The sequence below is a fragment of the Halomonas dongshanensis genome (assembly GCF_024790395.1).
GTDB lineage: Bacteria > Pseudomonadota > Gammaproteobacteria > Pseudomonadales > Halomonadaceae > Vreelandella > Vreelandella dongshanensis.
In genome coordinates, this window is record NZ_JAJISC010000002.1 from 549620 (window position 1) to 563391 (window position 13772).

Here is a 13772-nt window from a genome sequence, read left to right on the forward strand (position 1 = left end):
AACCGCTAGCCTGTGTCGTGATGGCGCAGGCCACCAAGCTAAAGGAGCCAACATGGCTGACAAGTTTGACGTGATCGTAATCGGTGCTGGCCCTGGTGGGTATGTCGCCGCCATCCGCGCCGCACAGATGGGCCTGAAGACGGCCTGCGTCGAGAAGTGGGTCAACAAGGAAGGCAAGACCGTTCATGGCGGCACCTGCCTGAACGTCGGCTGTATTCCTTCCAAGGCCCTGCTCGAAACCTCGCACAAATTCGTCGAGGCGCGCGATCACTACGCCGAGATCGGTATCGAAGTGGGCGAGCCCAAGCCCAACATCGAGAAGATGCTGGCGTTCAAGAACTCGGTCATCAATAAAAACGTCGGCGGCATCAGCGCGCTGTTCAAGGCCAACGGTGTTACTGCTATAGACGGTACCGGTAAAGTCGTTTCCTCCAAGGAAGTCGAAGTCACCGACCACGACGGCAATAGTCAGACCTATAGTGCCGACAATATCGTCATCGCCGCAGGCTCGGTGCCGGTTGAAATTCCACCTACGCCGCTGACCGACGATCTAATCGTCACTTCCACAGGCGCGCTCGAGTTCACTGAAGTGCCCAAACGCCTAGGCGTGATCGGCGCGGGCGTCATTGGTCTCGAACTCGGCAGCGTATGGAACCGTCTGGGCAGCGAGGTCACTGTCCTCGAAGCCATGGACAGCTTCCTGCCGATGGTCGACACCGCCGTTGCCAAAGAGACCCAGAAACTGCTCAAGAAGCAGGGCCTGGATATCAAACTCGGCGCCCGCGTCACCGGTTCCGAAGTCAAGGATAATGAGGTCGTGGTCAAGTACGCCGACGCTGATGGCGATCAGGAAATGACCTTCGACAAGCTCATCGTTTGCGTTGGCCGTCGCCCCTACACCAAGGGCGTGGTCGCTGACGGCGTAGGCGTCGAGCTCGACGAGCGCGGCTTCATCTTCGTCGACGACCAGTGCCGCACCAACGTTCCCGGCGTTTACGCCATCGGTGACTGCGTACGTGGCCCTATGCTTGCGCACAAGGCCTCCGAAGAGGGCGTCATGGTTGCCGACATCATCGCCGGTCACAAAGCCGAGGTGAACTACGACGCCATTCCGAGCGTCATCTACACCTCGCCGGAAGTCGCCTGGGTCGGTATGACCGAGCAGGATGCCAAAGCCAAGGGTGTGGAAGTCAAAACGGGCTCCTTCCCGTTCTCTGCTAACGGTCGGGCGCTGGCTAACAACGCTCCAGAGGGCATGGCCAAGATCATCGCCGATGCCGAAACCGATCGCATTCTGGGTGTGCACATCGTCAGCCAGCACGCGGGCGAGCTGATCGCTCAGGGCGTGATCGCGATGGAATTCGGCTCTAGCGCCGAAGACCTGGCGCTCACCTGCTACGCTCACCCGAGCACCTCCGAGGCGATCCATGAAGCCGCACTGGCCGTCGACGGTCACGCGATTCACATGGCCAATCGCAAGAAGCGCAAGTAATTATCTGATGTAACAACCAAGCGCCACCTCGAGGTGGCGCAACACTTTCGGCCTTGTCGGTAACGGCAGGAATCGAAAGTGCGGGGATGGTCGGCTCAAACGGGCGGGCCATCGTTCGAGTCACATGCAACCAATGGCATGAATCGATGAACCTTCACGAGTATCAAGGCAAGCAGCTGTTTGCCGACTATGGTCTGCCGGTATCCAAGGGTTTCGCGGTCGACACCCCCGAGGAAGCCGCAGAGGCTTGCAAGAAGATCGGTGGCGACATGTGGGTCGTCAAGGCCCAGGTACACGCAGGCGGTCGCGGTAAGGCTGGCGGCGTCAAACTGATCAAGGATCCGGCCGACGCCAAGGCGTTCGCCGAGCAGTGGCTGGGCAAGAACCTGGTCACCTACCAGACTGACGAAAAAGGTCAGCCGGTCGCTAAGATTCTGGTCGAGAACTGCACCGACATCGCCTCCGAGCTCTACCTCGGCGCCGTCGTCGATCGCACCACGCGTCGTGTGGTCTTCATGGCCTCTACCGAAGGTGGCGTAGAGATCGAGAAGGTCGCCGAAGAAACGCCCGAGAAAATCCTCAAGGCCGAGATCGACCCGCTGGTCGGCGCACAGCCCTACCAAGCGCGTGAGCTGGCCTTCAAGCTGGGCCTTCAAGGCGACCAGATCAAGCAGTTCACCAAGATCTTCCTGGGTCTGTCCAAGCTGTTCCATGACAAGGACCTGGCGCTTCTCGAGATCAACCCGTTGGTGATCACCGAGGAAGGCAACCTGCACTGCCTGGATGCCAAGATCAACCTCGACAGCAACGCCCTGTACCGTCATCCGGACCTTCAGGCGATGCGCGATCCGAGCCAGGAAGACCAGCGCGAAGCCGACGCTGCCAAGTGGGAGCTCAACTACGTTGCGCTCGACGGCAACATTGGCTGCATGGTCAACGGCGCGGGCCTGGCCATGGGCACCATGGACATCGTCAACCTCTCTGGCGGCAAACCGGCTAACTTCCTCGACGTAGGTGGCGGTGCGACCAAAGAGCGCGTGGCGGAAGCGTTCAAAATCATCCTCTCCGACGATAACGTCAAGGCCGTACTGGTCAACATCTTCGGCGGTATCGTTCGCTGTGACATGATCGCCGAAGGCATCATCGGTGCCGTCGAGCAGGTCGGTGTCAACGTGCCGGTCGTCGTTCGTCTGGAAGGTAACAACGCCGAGCTGGGCGCCGAGAAACTGGCCTCCAGCGGTCTGAACATCATCGCTGCTACCAGTCTGACCGACGCGGCTCAGCAGGTCGTTAAAGCGGCGGAGGGCAAGTAATGAGCATCCTGATCGATAAGAACACCAAGGTCATCTGCCAGGGTTTCACTGGTGGCCAGGGTACGTTCCACTCCGAACAGGCGATTGCCTACGGAACCCAAATGGTCGGTGGTGTGACACCGGGCAAAGGTGGCCAGACCCACCTGGGCCTGCCGGTGTTCAACACCGTTGCCGAAGCAGTCGAAAAGACTGGCGCTGAAGCCAGCGTCATCTACGTTCCGGCACCGTTTTGTAAAGACTCGATCCTTGAAGCCGCCAATGCGGGCATCAAGCTGATCGTCTGCATCACCGAAGGCATCGCCACCCTCGACATGCTCGAAGCGAAAGTGAAGTGTGACGAGCTGGGCGTACGCCTGATCGGCCCGAACTGCCCGGGCGTGATCACTCCCGGTGAGTGCAAGATCGGCATCATGCCGGGCCATATTCACCAGCCGGGCCGTGTTGGCATCGTTTCCCGTTCGGGCACGCTGACCTACGAAGCGGTCAAGCAGACCACGGATCATGGTTTCGGCCAGTCCACCTGTGTTGGCATCGGCGGTGACCCGATTCCGGGCTCCAACTTCATCGATATTCTCGAGATGTTCGAGAAGGATCCGAAGACCGAAGCCATCGTCATGATCGGCGAGATCGGCGGCACTGCAGAAGAAGAAGCAGCGGCGTACATCAAGGAGCACGTCTCCAAGCCCGTCGTTTCTTACATCGCAGGTGTTACCGCACCTCCCGGCAAACGTATGGGCCACGCTGGTGCGATCATCTCTGGCGGCAAAGGTACTGCCGATGAGAAGTTCGCCGCCCTCGAAGACGCCGGTGTCAAAACCGTGCGCTCTTTGGCGCAAATCGGCGATGCGCTGAAGGAAGTGACCGGCTGGTAAGCCATCGGGTCATATCCGCTTAGTAAGACCAAGAAGCACCCTTCGGGGTGCTTCTTGCGTATGGGATGGCACGCATTACGTCGAAGTAGTGTGAGAACGTTCGCGGCGCAGACCGAACCACAGCAGCACCGGCGCCCCAACCAGTAGATAGAGATGGTAAGAAAATAGCCGCCAGATCAGTACCGCCGCAGCGATTTGCGCGGTGGAGAGAAAGGGCACCAAGAGCGCGCTAACGCCAATCTCAGCGGTTCCCGCGCCGCCGGGTAGAAAGCTGAACTGGCTCGCCGCCATGCCCAGCATCTGAGTGAAGAACGTCCATAGCCAATCGATATGTCCGCCTACGCCGCGCACCGCCAGATAAAGCAGGCTATAGCGGGCGCACCAGTGCAGCACTGTGAGTAGCGCCACCATGGCGAGCGTGCGCTTGGGCAAGCCAAGCGTGCGCAACAGCGCCTGGCGGCAGCGCAGCCCGTGACGCACCAGCGTGCGCCCCAGGCGCGGCGGCAGCAAGCGCGTACCACGCCGCCTCAGTCGCCAGCGTGGAAACGTCCACAGGCAGACGATGCTCAGTGCAATCACCAGCGTCAACGCGACAAGCGACCAGCGAATCAAGCGCTGATAGGGCCAGCCGGTGTCCACGCTGAGCGTATAGAGCGCCAGGCCGCTTAACAGGCTGATGAAAAAGAGCGAGTCGAAGGCCTGGTCGATCAAAAAGATGCCGGCGCCCTTGGAGGGCGGCAGGTTGCGTCGTGCCAGTAGGGTCAGCAGCACCGCCGGGCCGCCGCTACCGCCGGGCGTGGCGCAGAGCGCGCACTTGGAGGCAAGCTCGATGCCTAGCGCACTGCGCTGGCTCAAAGAGCCCGCGCGCCCCGCCAAGAGCAGCCGGAGTCGCCAGGCATTGAGATTCCAGCACGCCACGGCCAAGGCAAACATGGCCACCAGCAGAGTGAGCGGAAACGTTGCCAGCGCCTGCCAGGCATCCTCTCCGCCCAGCCAGTGGGTTAGCGCCAGCGGTGCCGATAGCGCGAGTGCAACGAAGAGAACCTGAAGGACGCCGCGTCGCCACGCGTTGTGCTTGGCCTTCTGCGTCGCCCTCGGTGTTACGCTCGGTTTATCTGCTATGCGCATGCGAAACCGGCAGTGCATCGAAGGAGCAGAGGCTTTGGTAGTGCGCTTTCAAGTCGAGTATCACCTTGTCCCAGTTGAAATTTTTCTCGACGTGGCGCCGCGCGTAGCGCCCGCTTGCGGCAATGTCGCGGTCGAATAGCGCACGGCAAGCGGCCGCCATGGCGGCGGGGTCGCGAGGCTGGCACAAGATGCCGCCGCCCAGCGGTACGTTCTCGGAGAGCGCGCCGATGTTGGCCGCGATTACCGGAATGCCGCAGGCCATGGCCTCTTGCGCCACGAGGCCGAAGGTTTCGCGGGTACCTGCGTGGAGCATGGCATCGCTACTGGCGAGCGCCCGAGCGACCTCGTGGGCATTGCAGCAGCGGTCGATCACGGTGACGTTGCTTGGCACCTGACGCGGCATACCGGGGCCGATCAATAGCAGATGATAGTCGGGCCCCAGTTGGCGCATGGTGGCGAGCAGCATACCGATGTTCTTTTCCCGCGAGTAACGGCCCACGAAGATCAAAAGCCGCTTGCCGGGATCGATACCCAGCGAGGCGCGCAGTTCGCCGTCGCGGGCGCGCGGATGAAAGCGTTCCAGATCCACCCCTAGCGGCTGAACGCGCACCTCGCTCACGCCCCAGTCCCTAAGCCGGTCGGCCATGGTCTGGGAGGGCGCCAAGACGCTATCGAAGCGCGAATAAAGATCGACCACGTAGCGTATGAGCCGCTTGCGCACGTAAGTGCCAAAGCGATCCCCCATCAGGCGGGGCAGATCGGAGTGGTAGAAGCCCACCACCGGAACCCCTAGCTGTTGGCCCGCGGAGAGTGCCGCCCAAGCGGTAACGTAAGGGTCTCCCGCTTCGATCAGATCGGGCTTGAGATCGATCAACGCGCGCCGCCAGGGGCCAGAACGTACGGGAAAGCGGTAGCCCTGGCCCAAGGGCAAGTGGGGTGCGGGCAGGGTATGGACATCGCCCAGGCTGTCGCGCTCGGCGCCGGGCACCAGCAGGCTCGTACGGATGTCCGGACAGCGCCCAAGCACGCGATGCTTGGCTTGAAGATAAGTGCGCACGCCGCCGCTTGCGGGGGCGTGGAACATGGTGACGTCGGCGATATGCAAGCAAGCCTCCAAAGCCTTTGGATCTTGCTTTCACCATAGATCAGAAATGGGGCAACTTGACGAAAATATTGCGCTTAGTGTGGCGCCTGTTTTTTGGCTCGCGTCAACGTATAACGGCGCTCGAAGAGCGCCGTTATACAGGCACTGCCAAGCGGTGATGCCTTATATGCTAGGCTTGGCCACCAGTGAGCGCGTCTCTTCACGCGCTTCGGTAAGTGCCACGCGGGTGAGGTCGCCCAGCTTGAAGCGCGGTTCGCCCTCGATCTGGATGCGCCCCTCTTTATCGTCGATCACCACCTTGTCGCGGTCGCTATGCATCAAAGGCGCGGGAACGAAGGCCGTGGCACCGTTCTCCACTAGGCGCACGCGCATGCCGCCGCGGTTGATCGCCAGAATTTCGGCGTCGAAGGCTTGCTGCGCTTGGGCCGCCGGGGTCAGGTAGCGCACGTAGAGCCAGTCCTTGACGTCACGCTCGGCCATGCGGTTCAGGCGGCGGCGTTCGGTGAGCTGCTCGGTGAGTGCTTCGCTGGCCTCGGCCGGTGCCTGCTCGCCCTTGAGCACGCGCTTGATCAGACGGTGGTTGACCATATCGCCATACTTACGGATGGGCGAGGTCCAGGTGGCGTAGGCGGCAAGCCCCAGGCCGAAGTGAGGGCCAGGCTGCGCCGACATGGTGGTGAACCCCTGGAAGCGACGCAGACGCGCATCGAGCCAGGCATCATCACGCTCTTCCAAGGCGCGCTTGAGCTCCTTGTAGCGCTCGAGCTCGGTGAGTGCTTCGCGCTCCACCTCGATCTGTTGGGCGGCCAGAAACTCTTGCGCCGCCTCGGCCTTTTCTGGCTCGAAGGCGCGGTGAACGTTGAAGATACCGTGCCCGATGTGGCGCGCGAGAAAGTCGGCGCAACAGGCGTTGGCTACGATCATCGACTCTTCGATCATGCGGTTGGCGATCCGCCGCTCCTCGGTGCGCACGGCCAGGACGTTACCCGCTTCGTCTAGATCGAAGACGTAGTCTGGGCGATCCTTGAACACCAGCGCGTGAGCTTCCCGCCAAGCGGTACGTGCCAGGGTCATGTCGCGCAAGGCGTGAAGCTGAGGCGCGATGGCCTCTGCCGGTGTCCACTCACCGGCACCCTCTAACCAATCAGAGACGCGGTCATAGGCGAGCTTGGCGTGCGAGGTGACATTGGCGGCAAAGAAGCGGTAGTCGCCGAGGCTGCCGTCGGCGTTGACCGTGAGCGTACACGCCAGCGCCGGACGCTCCTGACCCTCCCACAGCGAGCAGAGCTCGTCGGCCAACTGCTCGGGCAGCATGGTGACGTTCTGACCCGGCAGGTAGACGGTGAAGGCGCGGGTACGCGCTTCCAGATCCGCCGCGTGGCCCTCTTCTACATAAGCGGTAGGATCGGCGATAGCGACCGTCAGCTCCCAGCCGTCCTGTTCGCGTGCGACCACGTGCAGGGCGTCGTCCATGTCGCGGGTCTTTTCACTGTCGATGGTGAAAAAGGGCAAGGCGTTCAGGTCTTCGCGAGTCAGTCCTTCTTCGCGCAGAGGCCAGTCGTCGCCGGCGTCGGGGCACTCTTGCTCCAGCGCGTGGCGCGCTAGCGTCACCCGCCAAGGCACGGCAGGGTCGTCGGCTTTGGCCACGAGCTCGTCGATCTGGGCGAAGAAGCCACGGTCGTCTTTCTTGAGCGGATGGCGTACCAGACGCGCCACGACCCAGTCGCCATCGCCGATGGCGTCATCACTCAAGCTGTTCTTAAGACGTGACTTGAGCACGTTCTTGATCGACGGATGATCGGGCACCACGGCTAGCCGACCTTCGCGCTTTTGCACGCGTGCCACGAAGCGATCCAATCCTGCTTCGATGAGGCGCTCGGGCTCGACGCTTTTCTTATCGCCCTGTTCATGGATGACGGCTTCGACGCGGTCGCCATGAAGCACCTGCTTCATCGCAGGCGGCGGCACGAAGTAGGAGTCGCCGCTATCGGTCTCGAGAAAACCGAAACCTTTTTCGGTCGCCTTGATGACGCCTTCGGCGCGTGGAGTCTGTTCACGGATCTGTTGCTTGAGTTGGGCAAGCAGGGAGTTGTTTTGCAGCATGAGGTCGGCGTTGGAATCGGTCTGTGGGAAAGAGTAGGGTGCCACTATACGGATTCCCGCCAGCCGCGCCAATTGCTCGTGGATAAGTTGGCGATGGGCGTCGAACGTACCCGCCACGCGATGAATCGGTTAAGCTGATAACGATGAAACGGATACGGCAGGGCGATAAGGCACGATGAAAAACGAGACGACACCACGGCTGATTGTTTCCGATTTGGACGGCACCTTGCTCGGGCGCGATCATCGCCTGCACGCCGATACCATCGACGTACTGAGAACGCTGGTACGCCAGGGGCATCAGCTAGTGCTGGCCTCGGGCCGCCACTATGCCGACATGCGCGTGTTTCGCGACGAGCTCGACGTGCCTATCCACATGATCAGCAGTAACGGGGCCTATACTCACGATCCTAGTGACCGCCTGCTGGCCGCGCACCACGTCGCGCCAGAGCAGGCGCGCGCGCTGATCGATCTGCCACGCCCGGCTAACGTTCGTTTGAGTCTCTATCTGGATGACGCTTGGCTGATCGACGCCGCCAAGCCCTCATATTTAGACATGCACGCCTCCACCGGCTTCGTCTATGACGTGGTGCCGCCTGAGCGCATGCCAACCGAAGGCATTGGCAAGGTGCTGTATGGCGGCTCGCCCGAGGCGCTTGCCGAGATCGAAACGCTGATTCGTGAGATCGCCGGTGATGCGCTGCATGTCACCTACTCGACCAGCGACTCGCTCGAAATCATGGCCGCCAACGTCAACAAGGGCGTGGCGCTGTCGGCGCTGCTCGAACGCCTCAAGGTGGCGCCAGAGGCATGCCTTGCCTTTGGCGATAACCTCAACGATGTCGAAATGTTGAGCCTCGTGGGTGAAGCGCACTTCATGCAAAACGCCCACCCGGAAATGGCGGTGCGCTTGAACGCTGCGCGCCAGATTGGTCACCACGGTGACGCTGCCGTTGCCGTGCTGCTACGCGAGCGTTTTGGTTTGCCTGCACCAATATGATGCGTGTGTAAGCATTTACTTACAAAATTTAGCGGCAAATGCTTACAGCAAGATCTTGCGCTATCTGCCATCATGTATAGGCAACCTTGGATGCACCAGGAAAAGCGTTGGCACGGAAGCCTTAGCACAGCATTCGGCCACGGATGGTCGACGAATTCATCAGCGCCCCGCGATAGCGGGGCGTTTTGGTTTTTGTTTCTGCTCACGCTGTGTTCGTCCAGCGCTTGACTGACCACGGCTAACCGCCTACCTGCCACTGGATCACTAGAGCGCTATTACCAGGGCGTGGGCGGTAACCAGGGTTGCATGCGTCGCGGATCAGAATGTTATGATATAACGTGATTGATTTTTGCTAACGCGAGCGCCTCTATGAACGCTGTTGTACTTCCCGATGTTTCCACCTCGGAAACCGCCCCCAGCTTGACTCCGCTTGAGTGGGTCGGCATGCAGAACATCGACCTGCCGATTCTCATCGAAGAGTCTGGCTACATGCGGGCGCTACAGGCCAAGGTGGATGCGCAGGTCAATTTGCCCGCGCGGCATATCAAGGGCATCCATATGTCGCGCCTTTACCGCTTGCTCGATGGCGTGGCGGACCAGGTGGCGCTCTCGCCTGGGCTGCTCGAGCGCACGCTGCACGATATGATCGCGACGCATCGCGACTGCGAAACCAACGGCGCGCGCTTGATGCTGTCCTTCGAGCTGCTGGTGCGGCGCTTCGCGCTGCTCTCCGAGGGGCTCGCGGGGTGGAAAGCCTATCCCGTGCACCTGCACGCCGAGCTCATGGAGGGGAAACTCACGCTGCGGGCGCGGGTAACGGTGACCTACTCATCGACCTGCCCCTGCTCGGCGGCGCTGTCACGCCAGCTTCTCGAGCGCGCCTTTCTCGACGCCTTTGCCGAACACCCCCACCCCGAGCGTGAGAGCGTGGCCGCCTGGCTCAAGGACCACGCCACCCTGGCCACGCCGCATAGCCAACGCAGCCACGCCCACGTCGAAGTAGACGTCGACACTGCGACGCCGTCTTTTGGGCTACTAATGCTGATCGAGCGTATCGAACAGGCACTGGGTACGCCAGTGCAAACCGCCGTCAAACGTGCCGACGAACAGGCGTTTGCCGCCTTGAACGGCAGCAACTTGATGTTCGTCGAGGATGCCGCGCGGCGTCTGCGGCAGGCGCTGGGTGAACGGTACGCCAACCTTGCAGTCAATGTCGAGCACCTCGAAAGCCTGCACGCGCACGATGCGGTTGCCTGGGCCAGCGACGTCTAGTGCAGGGCCTTGGAATAGCTGCCTAGTTGGATATGATGCGTTGATCACGCGACGCTCGTAACAAAACGTTCATTACGCTTTCAAGGATATGGTCGTTGGCTTCTCTACTTTTCAAACATATCGAAACGTTTCAAGGTGAGCGCCCCTGGGGCACCTTTCTCGATGCCGGTACCGGCGTCAACTCCATCAGCTGGGTGAGCGGTCTCGATACCGAAAGCTGGACGGCGGTCACCGGCGCCGAGGGCATGGCGCTCAGCGTCGAGCGTGCCATCAAGGAGAAGAAGCGGCCTCAAGACCGCCTACTCTTGGGCAACTGGCAGGCGTCTGGCTTTTTGGGCGAAGAGCGGTTCGATACGGTGTTGGCAGACTACCTGCTAGGCGCCATCGATGGTTTTGCGCCTTATTGGCAGGACCAGCTCTTTCCGCGCTTGCGCAGGCTAACCAAAAAGCGCCTCTACTTGGTCGGCCTCGAGCCCTATGTGCCGTTCAACGCCACGACTGCTGCCGGAAGATTGGTGGTCGAGATTGGTCGCTTGCGCGATGCCTGCCTGTTGTTGGCCGGAGAGCGTACCTACCGTGAATACCCCGCAAGCTGGGTCGAGCGGCAGTTGGATCAGGCGGGTTTCGATTTGCTCGAGGTCAAGCGCTTTCCCATTCGCTACGGCAAGAAATTCGTTCAAAGCCAGATGGCGATGTGTCGCCAGCGTATGGAGATCGTCGCCGATCGCAAGCTCGCCCGCGCCATGTTGGATCACGCCGACGAGCTCGAACGCCGCGCGCTTGAGCATATCGAGATCGAAGGAGGCTTGAGCCACGGCGCCGACTACGTCATGGTCGCCGAACCCAAGGCGGCAAAGGCGGTAAAAACGCTTAAGTAAGGCGTATGGCCATGAAAGGCCACTAAGCAAACGCTACGCATAAAAAAGCCCGCCGGGGGAGGGCGGGCGTAAGGGCTTGGCTCACTGCAGCCCATTGACATCAGGTGAGGGGGTAAACAGGCATGTCAATGGGTACAACTTGAGTATAGCTATTGAACACCATTTGCCAAGGAAATGGCGCTATTTTTTTAGCGTCGTTTTTTACTCCCCCTAATCTCACTGCCTAATCCCCGGCGCCTGCCTCGTGCGGCGTAGTTGCTGAACCATGTTGGTGCAAAATTCCGGCGAGGGTTTATAAAACATCCTCCCTACTGTCGAATGGCGTACCGATCTCGTCGCTGAGCGCGTGCTTAACGCCGTGTTTGATCAAGCTGGCACATAACCTGCTTATGGCTAGGCTAAGAGCAGAAGGCCGACGGCGAATCGTCAGCGTCTTCGCGCTACCATCACGGACGAGATCACGCCATGCCCCATCCCGTTTCTTTGGCCGCCTGGGATCCGGCCCTCGAGCCTCGGCTCGTGCTCACCGACCTGGACGGCTCGCTGCTGGACCATGACAGCTACAATGCCGCGCCAGCGCTCCCCTGGCTTGCGCGCTTGAAAGCGCTAGGTATTCCGGTGGTTCCCGTCACCAGCAAAACCCGCGCCGAGCTTGGCGAGCTGCGCCGCGCCCTTAACCTAACGGCCACGCCGTTCGTTGCTGAAAACGGCGCGGTGATCGGCTTGCCTCCCGGCTGGTGCCACCCCCGGCTCGATCGCCCCGGCGACGCGCGCGATGGTGTCGTGATCAAGCACATGGGGGTGGATGTCGCCTTCATTCGCGCCCGCCTGGATATATGGCGCCAACGCTTAGGGCTCGATTTCACCCGCATGGGCGAGATGTCGCTAGCTGACGTCATGGCGCTGACCGGGCTCGATGAGCGCCGGGCGCGTGAGGCGCAACAGCGCGAAGGGAGTGAGCCTTTCGTATGGCGGGGAGGCGATGCTGAGCTTGAAGCGCTGCACCAAGCGCTCGAAGGTGACGGCTTGCAGTGCACCCAGGGTGGGCGTTTCTGGCACGCCATGGGGCGCCATGCCGATAAGGGGAGGGCAGTTACCTGGCTGATCCAGCGCTTTGCCGGTTTGCGCGGGCAAGTGCCGCGCGCGCTGGCGCTAGGAGATGGCCCTAACGATCTTTCCATGCTCGAAGCCGTTGACCACGCCGTGGTCATCAAAGGGCGCCACGATCTCGTGGTTCGCCCTGCCCACACCCACGTTTACTATACCGACGCTAGCGGCCCCGAGGGCTGGGCGGAGGGAGTCACCCACTGGTGGGGTGCACGCGAGGAAGCCTTACATGAGTGACTTTCATCAAAACGGCATCATCACCGATTTTCACAACCTTACCCGGCGCCCGGTCGATGCGCTAGAAGCCGAGCTTGTCCAGTTCGCGCACAGGCGGCCGATGGGGCTGATTTTGCCATCGCTCTTCTCGGAGCTAGAGGGCAAAGCGCTGTCGGCCATCGTCGATGAGCTGACCCAGGTGCCCTATCTCAGCGAGATCGTCATCGGCCTCGATCGTGCCGATCGCGATCAGTTTCTCTTTGCCCGCGAGTTCTTTGCGCGCCTGCCGCAGCATACGCGCATCCTATGGAACGATGGCCCACGCCTGCGCGCGCTGGATAGCGAACTAGAGGCGCAAGGGTTGGGGGCACTCGAGGCGGGCAAGGGGCGCAACGTCTGGTACTGCTCGGGCTACTTGCTGGCGTCGGGGCGCTCGAGCGTGGTGGCCCTGCACGACTGCGACATCGTCACCTACGAGCGCGGCATGCTGGCGCGGCTGCTCTATCCCGTGGCGCACCCGCGTTTCAACTATAGCTTCAGCAAGGGCTATTACCCGCGCATCGCCGGCGGCAAGCTCAATGGCCGAGTATCGCGTTTGATGGTGACGCCGCTTTTGCGCGCTTTGAAAAGCGTCTTTGGCCCGCTGCCGTATCTTGAGTATCTCGACTGCTTTCGCTACCCGCTGTCGGGGGAGTTCGCCATGCGCAGCGACGTGCTCGAGGGCATCCGCTTGCCGTCGGACTGGGGGCTTGAGATTGGGGTGTTATCGGAGCTGCAGCGCCACTATTCGCACCGCCAGATTTGCCAGGTGGATATCGCCGACGCCTACGACCACAAGCACCAGCCGGTCAGCGAAGCCGATCCCAGCGGTGGCTTGAACCGCATGAGCCTGGATATCGCCAAGGCGCTCTATCGCAAGCTCGCGACCCAGGGCGTGACGTTCAGCTGCGAGGATTTTCGCACGCTCAAGGCGACCTACTACCGCATGGCGCTGGATCTTATCGAAGCCTACGACCACGATGCCACCATGAACGGATTGAGCCTCGACCGCCATAGCGAAGAGCAGGCGGTCGAGCTGTTTGCGGGCAACCTGCTCGAAGCGGGCAACCTGTTTCTCGATAACCCCCGCGAGCGCCCCTTCATGCCCAGTTGGAACCGGGTTCAGGCGGCCATTCCGGATCTGCTCACCCGCATGCACGACGCTGTCGAGCAGGATAATCGTGGCGACGTCTAGCCTGCGGGGGAGGCGAGGCTTAGGTCTTGAGCCTTAGACCTTGAGCCCAAAACCT

The 13772-nt window shown here is 61.2% G+C and carries 11 protein-coding genes; 8 read left to right on the forward strand and 3 right to left on the reverse strand.

Features of this window, described 5'->3' with window-relative positions:
• Positions 1-52 precede the first annotated feature (52 nt).
• The 3 genes from lpdA to sucD all read left to right on the forward strand — a co-directional run bounded on the left by lpdA (position 53) and on the right by sucD (position 3677).
• Complete coding sequence (gene lpdA / locus LLY24_RS05980) at positions 53-1492, forward strand: dihydrolipoyl dehydrogenase (protein ID WP_259035373.1); 1440 nt, start codon at positions 53-55, stop codon at positions 1490-1492.
• 146 nt (positions 1493-1638) lie between these two features.
• Entirely contained in the window at positions 1639-2805 is a 1167-nt protein-coding gene (gene sucC / locus LLY24_RS05985; RefSeq protein ID WP_259035374.1) for an ADP-forming succinate--CoA ligase subunit beta, read from the forward strand.
• Positions 2805-3677 (forward strand): succinate--CoA ligase subunit alpha, encoded by an 873-nt coding sequence (gene sucD, locus LLY24_RS05990; RefSeq protein ID WP_259035375.1) that lies wholly within the window; start codon positions 2805-2807, stop codon positions 3675-3677. The genes sucC and sucD overlap by 1 nt, the downstream gene beginning before the upstream one ends.
• Positions 3678-3752: 75 nt before the next feature.
• Here the strand turns inward: sucD and gpgF are convergent, their stop codons facing one another.
• From gpgF to LLY24_RS06005, 3 genes are all read right to left on the reverse strand, one after another.
• Positions 3753-4805 (reverse strand): glucosaminyl phosphatidylglycerol flippase, encoded by a 1053-nt coding sequence (gene gpgF / locus LLY24_RS05995; RefSeq protein ID WP_259035376.1) that lies wholly within the window; start codon positions 4803-4805, stop codon positions 3753-3755.
• Positions 4789-5910 (reverse strand): N-acetylglucosaminyl phosphatidylglycerol synthase, encoded by a 1122-nt coding sequence (gene gpgS, locus LLY24_RS06000; RefSeq protein WP_259035377.1) that lies wholly within the window; start codon positions 5908-5910, stop codon positions 4789-4791. The genes gpgF and gpgS overlap by 17 nt, the downstream gene beginning before the upstream one ends.
• A gap of 162 nt (positions 5911-6072) precedes the next feature.
• On the reverse strand, positions 6073-8013 hold the full coding sequence (locus LLY24_RS06005) for an exoribonuclease II (protein ID WP_259035529.1): 1941 nt from the start codon (positions 8011-8013) through the stop codon (positions 6073-6075).
• Between the two features lie 175 nt (positions 8014-8188).
• Between LLY24_RS06005 and LLY24_RS06010 the strand changes: the two genes are divergently transcribed.
• The 5 genes from LLY24_RS06010 to LLY24_RS06030 all read left to right on the forward strand — a co-directional run bounded on the left by LLY24_RS06010 (position 8189) and on the right by LLY24_RS06030 (position 13717).
• Positions 8189-9010: an HAD family hydrolase gene (locus tag LLY24_RS06010; RefSeq protein WP_259035378.1), complete on the forward strand. Its 822-nt coding sequence runs from the start codon at positions 8189-8191 to the stop codon at positions 9008-9010.
• Between the two features lie 369 nt (positions 9011-9379).
• On the forward strand, positions 9380-10282 hold the full coding sequence (gene folE2 / locus LLY24_RS06015; protein WP_259035379.1) for a GTP cyclohydrolase FolE2: 903 nt from the start codon (positions 9380-9382) through the stop codon (positions 10280-10282).
• A gap of 95 nt (positions 10283-10377) precedes the next feature.
• Entirely contained in the window at positions 10378-11160 is a 783-nt protein-coding gene (locus LLY24_RS06020; RefSeq protein WP_259035380.1) for a class I SAM-dependent methyltransferase, read from the forward strand.
• A gap of 465 nt (positions 11161-11625) precedes the next feature.
• Positions 11626-12504, forward strand: coding sequence for an HAD-IIB family hydrolase (locus LLY24_RS06025; protein ID WP_259035381.1), 879 nt, complete (start codon positions 11626-11628; stop codon positions 12502-12504).
• Positions 12497-13717 (forward strand): glycosyltransferase family protein, encoded by a 1221-nt coding sequence (locus LLY24_RS06030; RefSeq protein WP_259035382.1) that lies wholly within the window; start codon positions 12497-12499, stop codon positions 13715-13717. Before LLY24_RS06025 ends, LLY24_RS06030 begins: the two co-directional genes overlap by 8 nt.
• The last annotated feature ends 55 nt before the right edge of the window (positions 13718-13772 follow it).

What these genes read in the sequence shown, in the direction of transcription:
- lpdA (WP_259035373.1), top strand. Translation starts at nt 53, where the DNA reads ATGGCTGACAAGTTTGACGTGATCGTAATCGGTGCTGGCCCTGGTGGG.
- sucC (WP_259035374.1), top strand. Translation starts at nt 1,639, where the DNA reads ATGAACCTTCACGAGTATCAAGGCAAGCAGCTGTTTGCCGACTATGGT.
- sucD (WP_259035375.1), top strand. Translation starts at nt 2,805, where the DNA reads ATGAGCATCCTGATCGATAAGAACACCAAGGTCATCTGCCAGGGTTTC.
- gpgF (WP_259035376.1), bottom strand. Translation starts at nt 4,805, where the DNA reads ATGCGCATAGCAGATAAACCGAGCGTAACACCGAGGGCGACGCAGAAG.
- LLY24_RS06005 (WP_259035529.1), bottom strand. Translation starts at nt 8,013, where the DNA reads ATGCTGCAAAACAACTCCCTGCTTGCCCAACTCAAGCAACAGATCCGT.
- LLY24_RS06010 (WP_259035378.1), top strand. Translation starts at nt 8,189, where the DNA reads ATGAAAAACGAGACGACACCACGGCTGATTGTTTCCGATTTGGACGGC.
- folE2 (WP_259035379.1), top strand. Translation starts at nt 9,380, where the DNA reads ATGAACGCTGTTGTACTTCCCGATGTTTCCACCTCGGAAACCGCCCCC.
- LLY24_RS06025 (WP_259035381.1), top strand. Translation starts at nt 11,626, where the DNA reads ATGCCCCATCCCGTTTCTTTGGCCGCCTGGGATCCGGCCCTCGAGCCT.
- LLY24_RS06030 (WP_259035382.1), top strand. Translation starts at nt 12,497, where the DNA reads ATGAGTGACTTTCATCAAAACGGCATCATCACCGATTTTCACAACCTT.